The 14308-nt window shown below is 71.8% G+C and carries 11 protein-coding genes; 2 read left to right on the forward strand and 9 right to left on the reverse strand.

From position 1 onward, the window contains the following. Positions 1–9: 9 nt before the first annotated feature. Both sucC and ACERMF_RS11705 read right to left on the reverse strand, forming a co-directional pair. Entirely contained in the window at positions 10–1188 is a 1179-nt protein-coding gene (gene sucC, locus ACERMF_RS11700) for an ADP-forming succinate--CoA ligase subunit beta (RefSeq protein WP_373669279.1), read from the reverse strand. A 78-nt stretch (positions 1189–1266) separates the two neighbouring features. Continuing rightward, complete coding sequence (locus ACERMF_RS11705) at positions 1267–1662, reverse strand: cobalamin B12-binding domain-containing protein (RefSeq protein WP_373669280.1); 396 nt, start codon at positions 1660–1662, stop codon at positions 1267–1269. Positions 1663–1875: 213 nt separating this feature from the next. Between ACERMF_RS11705 and ACERMF_RS11710 the strand changes: the two genes are divergently transcribed. Further along, entirely contained in the window at positions 1876–2391 is a 516-nt protein-coding gene (locus ACERMF_RS11710) for a hypothetical protein (RefSeq protein ID WP_373669281.1), read from the forward strand. A 40-nt stretch (positions 2392–2431) separates the two neighbouring features. Here the strand turns inward: ACERMF_RS11710 and ACERMF_RS11715 are convergent, their stop codons facing one another. The 3 genes from ACERMF_RS11715 to ACERMF_RS11725 form a co-directional block, all read right to left on the reverse strand. Continuing rightward, complete coding sequence (locus tag ACERMF_RS11715) at positions 2432–2893, reverse strand: dimethyladenosine transferase (protein WP_373669282.1); 462 nt, start codon at positions 2891–2893, stop codon at positions 2432–2434. 80 nt (positions 2894–2973) lie between these two features. Further along, positions 2974–5151, reverse strand: a complete 2178-nt coding sequence (pcrA, locus tag ACERMF_RS11720; protein ID WP_373669283.1) for a DNA helicase PcrA — start codon at positions 5149–5151, stop codon at positions 2974–2976. 93 nt (positions 5152–5244) lie between these two features. Further along, on the reverse strand, positions 5245–8034 hold the full coding sequence (locus tag ACERMF_RS11725; protein WP_373669284.1) for a S8 family serine peptidase: 2790 nt from the start codon (positions 8032–8034) through the stop codon (positions 5245–5247). A gap of 120 nt (positions 8035–8154) precedes the next feature. Here ACERMF_RS11725 and ACERMF_RS11730 point away from each other — a divergent pair, with 120 nt between their 5' ends. Next, the gene (locus ACERMF_RS11730) at positions 8155–8577 is read left to right on the forward strand and encodes a flagellar basal body-associated FliL family protein (RefSeq protein ID WP_373669285.1); all 423 of its coding nucleotides are present in this window, start codon (positions 8155–8157) and stop codon (positions 8575–8577) included. Between the two features lie 453 nt (positions 8578–9030). On the opposite strand, the gene ACERMF_RS11735 is transcribed toward ACERMF_RS11730, so the two are convergent. From ACERMF_RS11735 to ACERMF_RS11750, 4 genes are all read right to left on the reverse strand, one after another. Further along, complete coding sequence (locus ACERMF_RS11735) at positions 9031–10461, reverse strand: S8 family serine peptidase (RefSeq protein ID WP_373669286.1); 1431 nt, start codon at positions 10459–10461, stop codon at positions 9031–9033. A gap of 157 nt (positions 10462–10618) precedes the next feature. Beyond that, positions 10619–11299: a DUF4870 domain-containing protein gene (locus tag ACERMF_RS11740; protein ID WP_373669287.1), complete on the reverse strand. Its 681-nt coding sequence runs from the start codon at positions 11297–11299 to the stop codon at positions 10619–10621. A gap of 195 nt (positions 11300–11494) precedes the next feature. Beyond that, entirely contained in the window at positions 11495–12916 is a 1422-nt protein-coding gene (locus ACERMF_RS11745; RefSeq protein ID WP_373669288.1) for an ABC transporter substrate-binding protein, read from the reverse strand. 193 nt (positions 12917–13109) lie between these two features. Then, positions 13110–14276 carry a branched-chain amino acid ABC transporter permease gene (locus ACERMF_RS11750; RefSeq protein WP_373669289.1) on the reverse strand — a complete coding sequence of 389 codons (1167 nt, stop codon included), beginning with the start codon at positions 14274–14276 and terminating at the stop codon, positions 13110–13112. Between the last annotated feature and the right edge of the window lie 32 nt (positions 14277–14308).

Genomic DNA, 14308 nt, shown 5'->3' on the forward strand with positions numbered 1-14308 from the left:
TCCGGGCGATCAGGCGCTGGCGAGGCGGACGGCTTCGGCGGCGGCCTCCTGCATCGTCGGCTTGGACACGACGCTGGGCAGGTTCGCCTCCTCGAGGATGCGGCGGCCCTCCTCGGCGTTGGTGCCGTCGAGGCGGATGACCAGCTTCTGCGGGAAGTCGCCGAGCCGCCGGGTGGCCTCGATGATGCCGTTGGCCACCTCCTCGCCCCGGGTGATGCCGCCGAAGATGTTGACGAACACGCTCTTGACGTCGGGGTCGGACAGGACCAGGCCCAGCGACTGCGCCATCGCGTCGGCCGAGGCGCCGCCGCCGACGTCGAGGAAGTTCGCGGCCCGACCGCCGTTCTGCGCCACGACGTCGAGGGTCGCCATGACCAGGCCGGCGCCGTTGCCGAGCACGCCGACGCTGCCGTCGAGCTTGACGTACTGGATGCCCTTGGACTTGGCCTCGGCCTCGAGCGGGTCGTCGTTGTCGATGCCCTCGATCTGCCACTCGCCGTAGCCGTCGTGGCGGAACGCGGCGTTGCCGTCGAGCGTCACCTTGGCGTCGAGGGCGATGATGCGACCTTCGCCGTTCTTGATCAGCGGGTTGATCTCGGCCAGCGTCGCGTCCTCGGCGAGGTAGGCGGCGAAGAGCTGGACGAGCAGGTCCGCGGCCTCGTCGCGCACGTCCTCGGGCATGTTCGCCTGGGTCATGACCTCGAGCGCGATCTCCTTGGGCAGCCCGTTCTCGCGCTCGGAGGGCAGCACGGTGCGCTTGACCACGGCGTCGGGGTTGGTGCGGTTGACCTCCTCGATGTCCACGCCACCTTCGCGCGAGCAGATGATCAGCTCACCCTTGTTCACCCGGTCGTGCATCACCGACAGGTAGTACTCCTCGTCGATGTCGGAGGCGGGCTCGACGTAGACCACGTTGACCGTGTGTCCCTTGATGTCGAGGCCGAGGATGTTGGAGGCGTGCTCGCGCGCGTCGTCGACCGAGGGCGCGTACTTCACCCCGCCGGCCTTGCCACGACCACCGGTCTTGACCTGCGCCTTGACCATGACGGCCGACGCGCCGTCGGTCTCGATGTAGCCGCGGGCGGCCGCCTCGACCTCCTCGACGGTGCGGCACGCGGTGCCTTCCGCGGGCACGGGCACGCCGTTGCGCCGGAAGAGCTGCTTGCCCTGGAACTCCACGAGGTCCACGCGGGGCCTCCTCGATCAGTGTGTAAGGGGGCGGAAAAGGCGCGCGCCGCGACCCTGGCGGGTGCGGCGCGGGTGGGGTCAGACGCGTTCGGGGACGTTGCCCGCGACCCAGTCGGTGATGGTCTTCATCGGGGTGCCGGGCGTGAAGATCGCCGCGATCCCCTGCTCCTGCAGCAACGGGATGTCCTGCTCCGGGATGATGCCGCCGCCGAAGACGACGACGTCGTCGGCGCCGGCCTCGCGCAGGAGCTTGACCACCTTCGGGAACAGGGTCATGTGCGCCCCCGAGTGGATCGACAGGCCGACGGCCTGCGCGTCCTCCTGCAGTGCGGCGCTCACGATCTGTTCGGGGGTCTGGTGCAGGCCGGTGTAGATGACCTCGCAGCCGGCGTCGCGCAGCGCACGCGCGACCACCTTGGCACCGCGGTCGTGACCGTCCAGTCCCGGCTTGGCCACGACGACTCGGATCGCCATCGACGTCTCTTTCTGTCGGAGGGCCCGCGCGTCGGAGGGGTCGCCACCGTCACCGCGCGAGATCCTGCCGCGACCTCCCGGCGGGAACGGCCGCGTTCTGCGCCGAGGATAGTCGGGTGCTGGCAGGGCCTCCCAAGCCGGCCCTGACCGCACGACTGGGCGAGCCGTGTGCGGGCACGGCCGGCACACGCGCACGGGTACCGTTCCGCGGCGATGAGCGAACGGACGACCGGCGGCGAGCAGCCCGACTTCGGCCCCTCCGGCTACCTGCCCGAGCGGGCCTCCAAGCGTGCCCGCAAGATCGTGCTGCGGGCGCCCCTGGGATCGCAGTGGATCGTGGCGTCGCTGCTCGCGGGCCTGGTCGTGGTCGTGGCCGGGGTGATGTTCCTGCTGCGCAGCGGCGACCCACCCGCCGAGCCCTGGACCGCGGTCGGCCGGGTCGAGGACCTGCCGCCGAGCGCCGCCCTCGACCACCTCGACGCGGTGCTCGTCACCGCCGGTGGACGGGTGCGGGTGTTCGCCGGCGCGGACGGGGTCGCCTACTGCCCGGCGTCGAACCGGCTCGAGGACGGCCGGCAGGTGTGGAACCTGACCGGCCGTGGGTTGGGAGGTGCCCCGTCGCTCGACGAGCACCCGACGCTGGTGCACGACGGCACCGTCTACGTCGATCCGACCCGGACCTCGCCGGGGCCGTCGCCGACCGACGATGCGGCCGAGCCCGCGTGCTGACCGCCTGGCATGCCGGCGCGGCAGGCCGGCGTGGTGGGGATCAGCGTCTCGCGCCGACGTGCGCGTCGAGGCGGGCGAGGGTCTCGACGATGCTGTCGAGGTTGCGGCGCGGATAGCTCGACAGGTCGAGCCAGATCTTCGTGCGGGCCCGGGACCAGTCGAACGACTCGGTGACCAGCGTCGCGGGACGACCCTCGGGGGTGGTCGTGTCCTCGAGCTCGTAGCGCCACCGGTGGCCGTGGAAGTGGCGCCAGGCGATCCGTCGCCCCTCCTCGAACTCCACCACGGTGTTGAGGATCTTGTAGGGCACGCCGAGCTTCATCTCCATGCCGAACCGCCCGCCTTCGTGCAGCCGCTCGGGACCGTTCGGTTGCACGTCGGAGACGGTGCCGGACCCGTCGATGAGCGGGTGCTGGGCAGGGTCGGCCAGGATGTCGAAGATCGCCTGACGGTCGGCCTCGATCACCCGACTCGCCGACACCTTGCGCGTGCGCTTCGCCACGGGACCTCGTTCCTCGCTGTGCCGGAGGTTCGGGACGCTAGCCCCGCCCGGATCGCCGCCCACAACCCGTGCCGCGTCGGTCAGGTCCGGACCAGGGGCGCGTAGGCGAGCATCAAGTGCTTGCGACCGGCCTTGTCGAAGTCGACGGTCGCCTCGGCGCGCTCGCCCTCGCCCGTCAGCGACGCGATCGTCCCCGGGCCGAACTTGGTGTGCAGCACCCGGTCCCCCGGTCGGAACTCCTGGCCGGCCACCTCGAGCAGTTCCTTGTCGCGGCGGCGCGAACCCGCCGTGGCACCGCGGCTGCCCCCGCGACGCTCGACCAGTTCGTCGGGCAGCTCGTCGAGGAACCGCGACGGCGGGTTGTACGAGGTCCCACCCCACAGGGTGCGATGGTCGGCGTGGGTGAGGTAGAGCCGGTGCTGCGCGCGCGTCAGACCGACGTAGCACAGGCGCCGCTCCTCCTCGAGCTCGCTGGTGTCGTCGAGCGAGCGGACGTGCGGGAACACGCCGTCCTCCATGCCCACCATGAACACGACCGGGAACTCGAGCCCCTTGGCGGTGTGCAGCGTCATGAGGGTGACGGTGCCGTCCCCCGCGTCGTCGAGCTGGTCCTGGTCGCTGACCAGCGTCACCGACTCCAGGAACGTCTCGAGCCCGGCGATCCCGACCGCCCCGCCGCCACGTTCGTGGACCTCGGTGGCCACCGACTTCAGCTCGCGGAGGTTCTCCTCACGGCCCAGCGCCTCGACGGTGCGCTCGGCCTGCAGCTCACGCAGGTAGCCGGTGCGGGTGAAGATCTCCTCGACCAGGTCCGGGACGGCGAGGTCGTGCTCGAGGGCGGTGCGCAGGCCGTCGAGCAGGTCGACGAATGAGGTGACGGCGCCGATGGCGCGGGTCGCGAGTCCCTGGACGTGTTCGGCCTGGCGGCACGCGGCGAGGAAGCTGATGCCCTCGCGGCGGGCGTGCCAGTCCAGTGCCTCGACGGTGCGGTCGCCGACACCGCGTCGGGGCGTGTTCACGACCCGCCGGGCCGAGACGTCGTCGTCGGGATTGACCAGCAGCCGCGCATAGGCGAGGACGTCCTTGATCTCCTTGCGCTCGTAGAAGCGGACGCCGCCGATGACCCGGTAGGGCATGCCGACGCGGATGAAGATGTCCTCGAGCACCCGTGACTGGGCGTTGGTCCGGTAGAAGACGGCCGCGTCGTCGAACGTGAAGCCGTCGGAGCGCAGCTTCTCGAGTTCCTCGGCGACGAACGCGGCCTCGTCGTGCTCGTCGTTGGCGTGGTAGCGGACCACCGCCTCGCCAGGCCCCTGGTCGGTCCACAGGTCCTTCGGATACCGCGAGGCGTTGTTGCGGATGACGGCGTTGGCCGCGTCGAGGATCGTCTGCGTCGACCGGTAGTTCTGTACCAGCGGGATCACGGTCGCGTCCGGGTAGTCCCGCTCGAAATCGAGCAGGTTCTGGACCGTCGCGCCCCTGAACCGGTAGATCGACTGGTCCGCGTCTCCCACGACCATGAGGTTCCGCTCGCGCGCGGCGAGCAGGTTGACGAGGTGGTACTGGGCACGGTTGGTGTCCTGGTACTCGTCCACCATCACGTAGCGGAACCGCTGCTGCCAGTGCTCGAGCACCGGGTCGAACAGCTGGAACAGCTCGACCGTCTTGACGATGAGGTCGTCGAAGTCGAGCGCGTTGGCCCGCAGCAGCCGGTCCTGGTAGGCGGCGTAGACGTCGGCGATCTGCACCTCGGGCCAGCCGCCGGCGCGCGAGGCATAGGTCTCGTGGTCGATCAGCTCGTCCTTGGCGTTGCTGATCGCGTGCTGGATCGCCCGCGGGGACAGGCGCTTGTCGTCGACGCCCTGGTCCTTCGCGATCTGCGAGATCAGGCGCTGCGAGTCCTGGGCGTCGTAGATGGTGAACCCGCTGCGGTAGCCGAGCCGGGTCAGCTCACGGCGCAGGATCCGCACGCACGCCTTGTGGAACGTGGTCACCCACATCCGGTCCGACAGCCGGTCGCCGACCAGGCCGCCGACGCGCTCGGCCATCTCGCCCGCGGCCTTGTTCGTGAACGTGATCGCCAGCAACTCGAACGGGCTGACGTGCAGATCGCGGATCAGGTGGGCGATGCGGTGGGTCAGGACACGCGTCTTGCCCGAGCCGGCGCCCGCGATCACCAGGACGGGACCCTCCACGGTCTCGACGGCATCACGCTGGGCCGGGTTGAGCCCTTCGAGCAGACGGGGATCGGCGGACACGAACAGCCTCGGTCGCAGGTGCGGAAGGTCCCGGCACCGGCCGTGCGGGGACGCCGAACGAGGGTAGTGCAGGGGTCCGACACGCCCGTCGTGTCAGAGGCTCTGGCGCCGGGTGTCGATCCACACCGCGGTGCATGGGGAGGTCTGGCACAACATGCCGTCGCCCCAGGCCGCCAGTGTCAGCCGGCTCAACGGGTGGTCGGGGCCGAACCGGTCGACCTTCAGGCCGTTCTCCAGCGTCTGGGGATTGCCGACGGTCGACGAACCGTCGTCACCACCGGTGCCGTCACCCCCGCCTCCGGTCCCGCCACCGGTGCCGTTGCCACCACCGGTGCCGTTGCCGTTACCACCGCCGTTACCACCGCCGCCGTCGTCGCCGTCGTCGCCGTCGTCGTCCGGGCTCGGGGTGCCGCCGCTGCCGTCGACGTACGTGAAGGCGTGCTCGTACGCCTCCAGCAACCGGCCGTTCGCGCCGCGGATGCTGACGTGGACCGATCCCGGCCGCGGGTAGGACGGAGCGCGCACGGCCGCAACCGACCGCAACGGCGCCAACACCTCGGCCTCCCGCTCGTTGAAGTAGACCCGGGCATTGAGCCAGGCCGGGTCGTCCCAGGCGCCCTTCACGTCGACGGTGCGCCCACTCATCGGTCCCTCGGCGGGGAAGACCGGGACGAACGCGCCGTCGGTCGGCGTACCACCCGCGCCGCCACCGGATCCGTCGCCGCCGTCCGCACCATCGGCGCCATCGGCACCGTCACGGCCGTCGGAGCCGTCGCGACCGTCGGCGCCGTCGTTGCCATCGGCTCCGTCGTTGCCGTCATTGCCATCCGCACCGTCGTTGCCGTCCGCACCGTCCGCGCCATCGTCGCCGTTGCGGACACAGGCGGGATCCTCGGGCACGGCGGTGCAGTCCACGGGGTCCGGCCCGCCCGGCGGCCCGGTCGGCTCGCACGTCTCGGTCTCGGGGTCACACGGGTCGGGATCGGTGCCGTCCCCGCCGTCGTCACCATCACCGCCGCCGCCCACGTTGCTTCCGGGGCCGGGCGGCGTGGTGGGGTCGGTCGGGTCGCTGGGCGCCGGCTCGTCCGCCGGGGTCCCCACCAGGAAGGCGAGGAAGCCGGCGCGACGGGTGGGCTCGGCCTCCTCGACGAGCAGCACGTAGCGACCCGTCGGCAGCAGCGAGCTGACGGTGAACTGTCGGCCTTCCTCGAGGTCGCTGCGGTCCTGCAGCACGGGCAGACCCAGTCGTCCGCCGGCACTGGTCGGCCCGCCGACCGAGGCGATGTGATCGGTGGCCGACACCTCGACGTCGTGCTCGACGACCGCGTGCACGGCGCCGTCGTGCCAGACGCCCAACGTGAAGACGAGGTCGCTGTCGCGTGGCGCCCGGACGTTGAGGCGACGCACGAACTCCCGGTCCGGAGCGATCGCGTCGAAGCCCTCGCCGATGATCACCAGGCCACCCTCGAGCCGTGGCGGCAGCCCCAGCGCGCCGGCGGCCGACACGCGCGCGGAGGTCCGCACGGCGTCCAGGCCGAACAGGCGCGTGGCGCCGTCGAGGACGGCCTTGCGTGCCGGCAGGCCGCTGGCCGGACCCGTGAGCCCCAGGTGCTGCAGGGTCTGGGCGACGACCCCCGTGGTCACCGCGGCCGCCATCGAGGTCCCCGACATCGGCATGTAGCCACCACCGACGTTGGCGCCGAGGATCGCCGAGCCCGGCGCGACCACGTCGACCGCGACGCGGCCCCGGTTGCTGTACGTCGCGAGCGTGTCCGACGTGGTCGAGGCGGCGACCGTGAGCAGGTTGTCGTGCGTGAACGAAGCCGGATACGCCGGCGCCGTGTCGATGTCGGCGCTCTGGTTGCCGGCGGCGGCGACGATCACGACCCCTTCACCGCGGGCGTGCTCGATGGCCGCGGCCAACACGGCGACCTGGGACGGCTGGGTCTGCCCTGGCACGGTGGACCAGGACGCGTTGATGACGTCGGCGCCGTTGTCGACCGCGTAGGTGATCGCCTCGGCCGCGCGGGTGATCGCGAAGGCGTCGGATTCCTCGTCGCCGTAGGTGATGGTCAGCGGCATGATCTGCGCGTCGGGAGCGACGCCGGTCGGCGTTCCCGACCCCTCGACCTGTGGGGCTGCGGCGATCGTGCCGGCGATGTGGGTCCCGTGCGCGGCGCCACGCGTGGGCGTGGCGCGACCCAGCGGCGCGTCGGCCACGAAGTCGTAGCCGTTGCAGTCGAGAGCCTCCGCGCCACACGCCTGCGCGCCGGAGCCTTCCCAGATCGCGTCGGCGAGCGCCGGGTGAAGCGCGTCGACGCCGTTGTCGATCACGGCGACGACGACCCCGTCGCCGGTCGCGTCCAGTGCCAGCGTCGGGTCCTGGGTGCGCACCCAGTCGATGTCGGCGCCCGGTACACCGCCGGCCTGACCGGAGACCGCCTGTCCGTCGTTGTTCAGGTGCCACTGCTGCGGCAGGACCGCCGACAGCTGGGCGTACACCTCGTCCTCGGCCTCCACCACGCCGGGGAAGGCCGCCGCCGCGGCGCCGTCGACGCCCTCGATGGCGTACCAGTCACCGAACACGGAGCGGGCACTGCGGACGCCCGGCTGCTCGAGGAGTGCGGCGACCGCAGCCTCGGCCGAGTCGTGTGCGGCCGGATCCAGCCGGACCACCGCAGCCGGGGGAACCAGGTCGATGGGCACGCCGTCGACGGTCGCGATGGCGGCGGTGCCGTACAGGTCGGGCTCGGCGGATGCAGGTCCTCGCACGTTGGCGACGACGACCGAGGCGACGAGCAGCAGCGCCACGACGGGCGCACCGATGGACGCGTACCGCGAGGCCGCGAACCGCTGCAACGAACCTGGTGTCGAATGTGCCATGACGCTTGAGGACCTCCCTGTCCCTGCCGACGGGGCGGGAGTCGGCACCCGCCGGCTCCACCCACGAACGAGCCGCTTCGTGCGACCCGTCCCCCGAGCCGCAACCCGGAGTCCTGCCTCGTGACCACCGAGATCGCGCCACCGACCCGCCGCATCCGCGCCGTCGTCGCCGTGTCGATCGTGGTGTCCCTGGTATGCATCGGCTGGTGGGGGGTCCAACTCCAGTGGTTTGCCCGAGAAGCCGACGTCTCCGAGCACGTGGTGACCTTCGAGCCGCAGGTGGTCACCCTCGTCGACGGCACCCACGCGAGCATCGCGCTCGCCGCGCTGGTGATCGGGGAGCAGGCGGTCGCCCCGGTGTCCGAGGCCACCGACCTGCTGCGCGCGAAGCTGGTCGAGGTGGCGCTCGAGTACGACGCCGAGCGCATGCGCAGCGGCGACGGGCAGAACGAACTGCGCGGCCAACTCCTGCGCGAACTGCGTGACCTCGCCCCCGGCACGAGGATCGACCGCGTCCTCCTCACCCACGTCCTCGTGCAGTAACTCCCGCACCACGCGGCCAGCCGGAACGGCCACTTTCGGCACGGGGAACGAAACCGGGCGGTAGGCCCCGCGGCCAGGGCCGACGAGGTCCCCCCTTTCGGCACCGGGCACGAAACCGGGCGGTAGGCCCCGCGGCCAGCGCCGACGAGGTGCCCACTTGCAACACTGGGAACGAAACCGGGCGGTAGGCCCGCGGCCAGGGCCGACGAGGTGCCCACTTTCGGCACGGGGAACGAAACCGGGCGGTAGGCCCCGCGGCCAGGGCCGACGAGATGTCCACATTCGGCACGGGGCACGAAACCGGGCGGTAGGCCCGGCGGGCGGGGGGGCGCGGTTGGTCCGGCCAGCGTGAACACGTCGAGGTCGGTGCGGCCGGGCGTGCGACGGCCCGAGACGCGTGTCCCGGGCCGTCCCCCGTTGCCGCCGTGCCGCCCTCTCCGCCCCGCGCAGGCGTCAGCCGCGGTTGCGTCCGGGTGCGAGTGCCTTGCGGCCCTTGGTCGAGGCGGCTGTGCTCTCACCGGCGGCGGCCTGGACCGCGGCGACGGCGTCGACCAGGCCGGCACCCTGCTCGTAGCCTGGCGTGCCGTCACTGGTGGCGGTCGAGGTCAACACCTGCTCGACCTGTGCGGGCGTGAGGTGCGGGGCCACCTGCAGGACCTGCGCCGCGATGCCCGCGATGTGCGGCGCCGCCATCGAGGTACCCGACAGCACGGCGTAGTGGACCGGGTCGGGCGAACCGAGCACGCCGGTGGCGCACACCGGCAGCGTCGGGCGGCACGCGGCCACGATGTCGACGCCGGGCGCGGACAGATCCGGCCAGGTCTCGGGTCGTGACGCGTCGCCGCGTGACGAGAACGAGGCCGTCGTGCCCAGACGGCCGCCGGTGCCGAGGTCGTCGTACGCGGCCACGCAGATCATGCCGGGCGTGGGATCGACACACTGGATGCTGGTCGCCTGTACCGAGCCGTCGCCGCCGGAGTTGCCCGCGGCGAAGACGACCACGACGCCGTCCTCGATGAGCGCCCGCACCACACGCGGGATGGCGCCGTCGGGGTCGTAGTCCCCGGCCGAGCCACCCCAAGAGTTGTTGACGACCCGGATCGCGGGCGTGACCGTGTCGTGGTTCTCCAGGACCCAGTACAGCCCCTCGAGGCCGGAGTGCAGCGAGATCAGGGTCCCGCCGCTGACACCGTGGATGGTCGCCCCGGTCGCGGCCCCGTGGAAGGTGCCGGCCGATGCGGTCCCGTCGCCGGCGACGATGCCGGCGACATGGGTGCCGTGACCGCCGAGGCTCAGGGTGTCGGACTCGGGGAAGTCGATCGCGGTGCCGCCGAGCAGCCCGAGGGAAGGCACGACCTTGACGTTCTCTCCCATGCGGGCAGCCAGGTCGGGGTGCCAGCCGTCGACGCCGGTGTCCACGACCGCGACGCCGACGCCGGTGCCGTCCACGAGCTGTCCGCCGACGGTGACCTCGCCGTCCAACAGCTCCTGGCCGCGCGTCGCGGTGTGCGAGGAGTCGGTGAAGGTGCCGATCGGGGCGTCGTGCTCGAGCCGTGCGACGCCGGGTAGCTCCGCGAGCGCCCGCAGGTCATCCGCCGGTCCCTGTGCCAGCAGGACCGAGATCCGGTCGTAGCGGCTGACGAGCTGCACCCGCGCAGCGACCGCCTGGGCGAGCTGGTCGACGTCGGCCTGCTCGTCGAGGATCACCAGGACGGTCGCCGTCCCGGACAGGCGGGCCACCTCGTCGTCGATCGTGGCCGTCACGGTGCCGGTGATGGTGTCCACCGCGCCGCTGACGGGATCCACCGCGCCGGTCAGGGGCGCGAGCAGCCCGGCGACGCCGAGCATCGAGCCTGCGGACAGTGAGGCGAGCTTTCGGCGCACGCGGGGACTCCTCGGCTGGACGGCGCGGTTCGCGGGGTCCAACGTCGGAGGTCGGGCGGGGTGACGCGTCAGGCGGGGCCGGGGCGCCGTTGCGCGCTACCCGCATGGGTGGGGGGCGGCTGCTGCGCGCGCCGCCCCCCGGGTCCGCGACGCGAGGTCAGCGGACGAAGCGGATGGTCATCGGGTAGCGGTAGCCCTCGCCGTTGGACGCCTTCACGCAACCGATCACGGGCAGGACGAGCCAGACGAGCCCGAGGACGACCCCGAGCAGGCCGATCGGCACCAGCGCGATGCCGAGGGTGAGGAAGCCGAGCGGGATCGCGGCCACGGCCAGCACAAGGCCGTAGAGCGCGACCGACAGGTTGAAGTTGAGCGACTCCTTCCCGTGGTGGTCGACGAAGGGGTGGTCGCGGCGGATCAGCCATACCAGCAGCGGTCCGACCACGGGCAGCCCGATGAAGGCGAGGTAGCTGGCGGCGTGCGCACCGATCCCCCAGCCCCGGATGTCGCTGGGCAACCCGGACGGGTGGGGGGCCGCCGGCTGCTGCCATGCCGCTCCGCCCGGCGTGGAGGCGCCGCCGCCCGTTGTGCCGCCGTATCCCGCGCCGCCGTAGCCAGCGCCGCCGTAGCCAGCGCCGCCGCCGGAGGAGGCGCCGCCTGAGGACGGCGGCGTGTCGGATGCTCCAGCGCCCTGCCAGGAGGCGGCACCAGACGTCGCCTCTCGCGCGGACGCATCGAGGTTGCCGGGGTCGCCCGGCGCGCCGGGAGCGGCGCTGCCGCAGACGGGACAGGTCGTGGCGGTCGACTCCAGGGTCGCGCCGCAGTTGGTGCAGGTCACCGTGGGTTCCTTCGTGGATGGACCGCGCGGGTCAGCGGTCCGGCTCGGTCTCCAGCATCGCACCGCCGCGGAGCCGCGGACATCGGGGAGCACCCTTGGTCGGCCCTGACGAGGCGGGCGTGGGCTCAGGGACCCCGCGACACGCCGCTGGGGCGGCCCGTCTTGCGGACCGCCCCAGCGTGCTCCTGCCTCGACTCAGGTGCCCGAGCAGGGCGCGCTGTAGTCGTAGTCGTCCGCCGTCGGACCGGAGATCCCGGTCTCGATGGTGCGCAGGCGGAGCGGCTCGTCGTTGTCGGGCTGCGAGACGACCGCAACACGCACGGCGGTCTCGTTGGCGTCGCCACCCAGGGTGCGCTCGGGCAGGGCGCCCTCGTAGTCGACGGTCAGACCGTCGACCGCGCTGCGCAGCCCCTCACGGGTCAGGTCGCCGTTGGCGGCGGCCTGCTCGAGCAGGGACTTCAGCGGGTACGACCAGATCCACCCGAAGGTGAACCCGTCGTTGCCCGGCAGGTTGCCCTCGCCGAGGTGCTCCTGCATCGCCTGGTGCGCTTCGGAGGAACCGGTGAAGGCTTCCCACGGGCCGATGTGCGTGAACGCTGCCTCCAGGGCCGGCGCGGCCGGGGAGTCCATCAGGGCCGGGTTCCAGGTCGGCACCGAGCCGATGAAGCGGCCGGCGTAGCCGTTGGCCATGGCGCCACCGACGATCTCGGCGGTCTCGGCCGGACCGGTCGCGATCACGACCCGGTCGGCGCCGCTGCTGACGACCTGGCCGATGGCGGCGTCCTGCGAGCCGACCACGGCGTTGGGAGCGGTCTCGACGAAGCCGAGGTACTCCGCACCGGTGGCCTCGGCCCACGCCTGGACGCCGGCGGCCGAGTCGCCGCCGTAGTCACCGGGGTAGCCCACGGCGAGCACGGAACCGATCTCGCCCTCGTTCTCCGACGACCAGTCGAGCGCGATCTGCGACTCGAGGCAGTACGAGTAGCCCGAGTTGAGGATCAGGCCGTAGTCGGCGGAGTCGTGGTCCCAACCGGACCACCACGACGCCGGCACGCCGATGACGTTGTCCTCGTCCATGTCGGGCAGGATCGCCTCGGTCGGCGGGGTGCCCAGCGTCTGCGCGAGCGCCAGGATGTCCGGCTCGATCTCGCGGTACAGCTGCGACTGGGTCTGCGGGTTGTACTCGTTGTCGCGGGTGTACTCGGTGACGTTGATGTCGTAGCCCGAGATGCCGCCCTCGTTGTTGACCCGCTCCCAGAAGGCTTCCTGGCCCTCGACGATCTGCACGCCGAGCGCCGCGAACGGGCCGACGGTCAGGTCGGACAGGATGCCGAGGTAGATGCACCCGTTGTCGGGGTTGATCGCCTCGGGGCACGGATCGTCGGTGACGCCGATGTCGGTCGCGATCTCACCGCCGGTGTCCCCGCCGGTGTCGCCACCGGTGTCCTCGTCGCCGTCGGTGTCGCCGGTGTCGTCCCCCGTGTCGGTGTCGGTCTGCTCGTCACCATCGCCAGTCGGCGCGGCGGTGTCTGGCTCGTTGCCGCCGCACGCCGTCGCCACCAACGTGACCGCGCACAGCGCTGCGGCCATGCGCCGCAATCGCGTTGTCTCCCGCATCCCTTCGTCCTCTCTGTCGTCTGAAGGGTCTCCCTGCCGCCCACGCCGGATGGATGGGCGGAGTTCTCTACTACCTGCGTCGTAGGTGCATCGTAGGTCGCCTCGCTCCCCGTGACGACGGTTTGTCCCGACCTGCGCGTTCGCGTCCCCGGTTGCCCGCGGCGCGCGCATCGCGTCCTGCCTCGGGGGCACGTCAGTAGGAGAAGGGCCAGGCCTTCCAGTAGTTGCGCACCCGCAACCACAGGCCGTACATGCCGCGCGGTTCGAGGATGATGAACGCCACGATCAGCACGCCGAACAGCAGGCCCTGGACCTGGAACACGGTCAGGATCCCGCCGCCGGTCGAACCGCGGCTGACACCGGGGATGTAGGTGGCGTAGGTCTGCACCAGGCGCGGCAGCAGCACCACGAAGGCCGCGCCGGCGATCGAGCCCGAGATCGTCGCCACCCCTCCGATCAGCACCATGGCGAGGAAGTCGACCGACATCAACAGGTTGAAGGCGGCCGGCTCGATGACGCCGTAGGTGATCGCCAGCAGCCCGCCACAGATGCCGGCGTAGAACGACGACACCGTGAAGGCGAGCACCTTCGTGCGGGTCAGCGGCACGCCCATCACCTCGGCGGCGATGTCGCGGTCGCGGACGGCGGCGAAGGCACGCCCCGACTTGCTGCGCGCGAGGTTGCGGGCGGCGATCGCCATCACGACCAGCAACGCGAAGCAGAACAGGTAGAACAGGTTGGCGCCCTCGACCGTGACGCCGAGGATCTCCTGGCGTCGGCTGAGGTCGAGCCCACCGACGATGGGCGCGGCGGCGCGGCGGCCCACGCCCGGACCGCCGGTGAAGGTGCGGGCCTCCTTGAAGATGTGGTCGCCGATGAAGACCAGGCCCAGCGTGAGGATGGCGAGGTACAGGCCGCGCACGCGGGCCGCGATGGGGGCGACCAGGAACCCGATGACGGCCGGGACCAGTCCGGCGAGCGGCAGCCAAATCCACATCTCGAGCCCGAGCCCACGCAGCGAACTGGTGGCCTCGCTGCCCAGGAACGCGGCGGTGTAGGCACCCAGGCCGACGAAGAAGGCGTGCCCGAGCGACACCTGGCCGGCGTACCCGCTGACGAGGTTGAGCCCGATCGCGCCGATGGCGTAGATGAACACCGTCGTCAGCAGCGTGGTCAGGTCGCGTTCCATCAGGAACGGGGTCACGAGCAGGGCCGCCACCAGCACCAGCGTGAACGTGCGCTTCGCCGGCGTGTTGAGCAGCGCCTGGTCCGACGCGTAGTCGGTGTAGAGCTCGGGACGACCCCGCAGCGTCACCGCACGCCGGCCCGTCAGGCTGAAGGAACCGCGGTTGCCGGTCATGCCCGCTCCTCCGGGACCACGACCGGTCCCTC

Source organism: Egicoccus sp. AB-alg6-2 (genome assembly GCF_041821025.1).
Classification (GTDB): domain Bacteria; phylum Actinomycetota; class Nitriliruptoria; order Nitriliruptorales; family Nitriliruptoraceae; genus Egicoccus.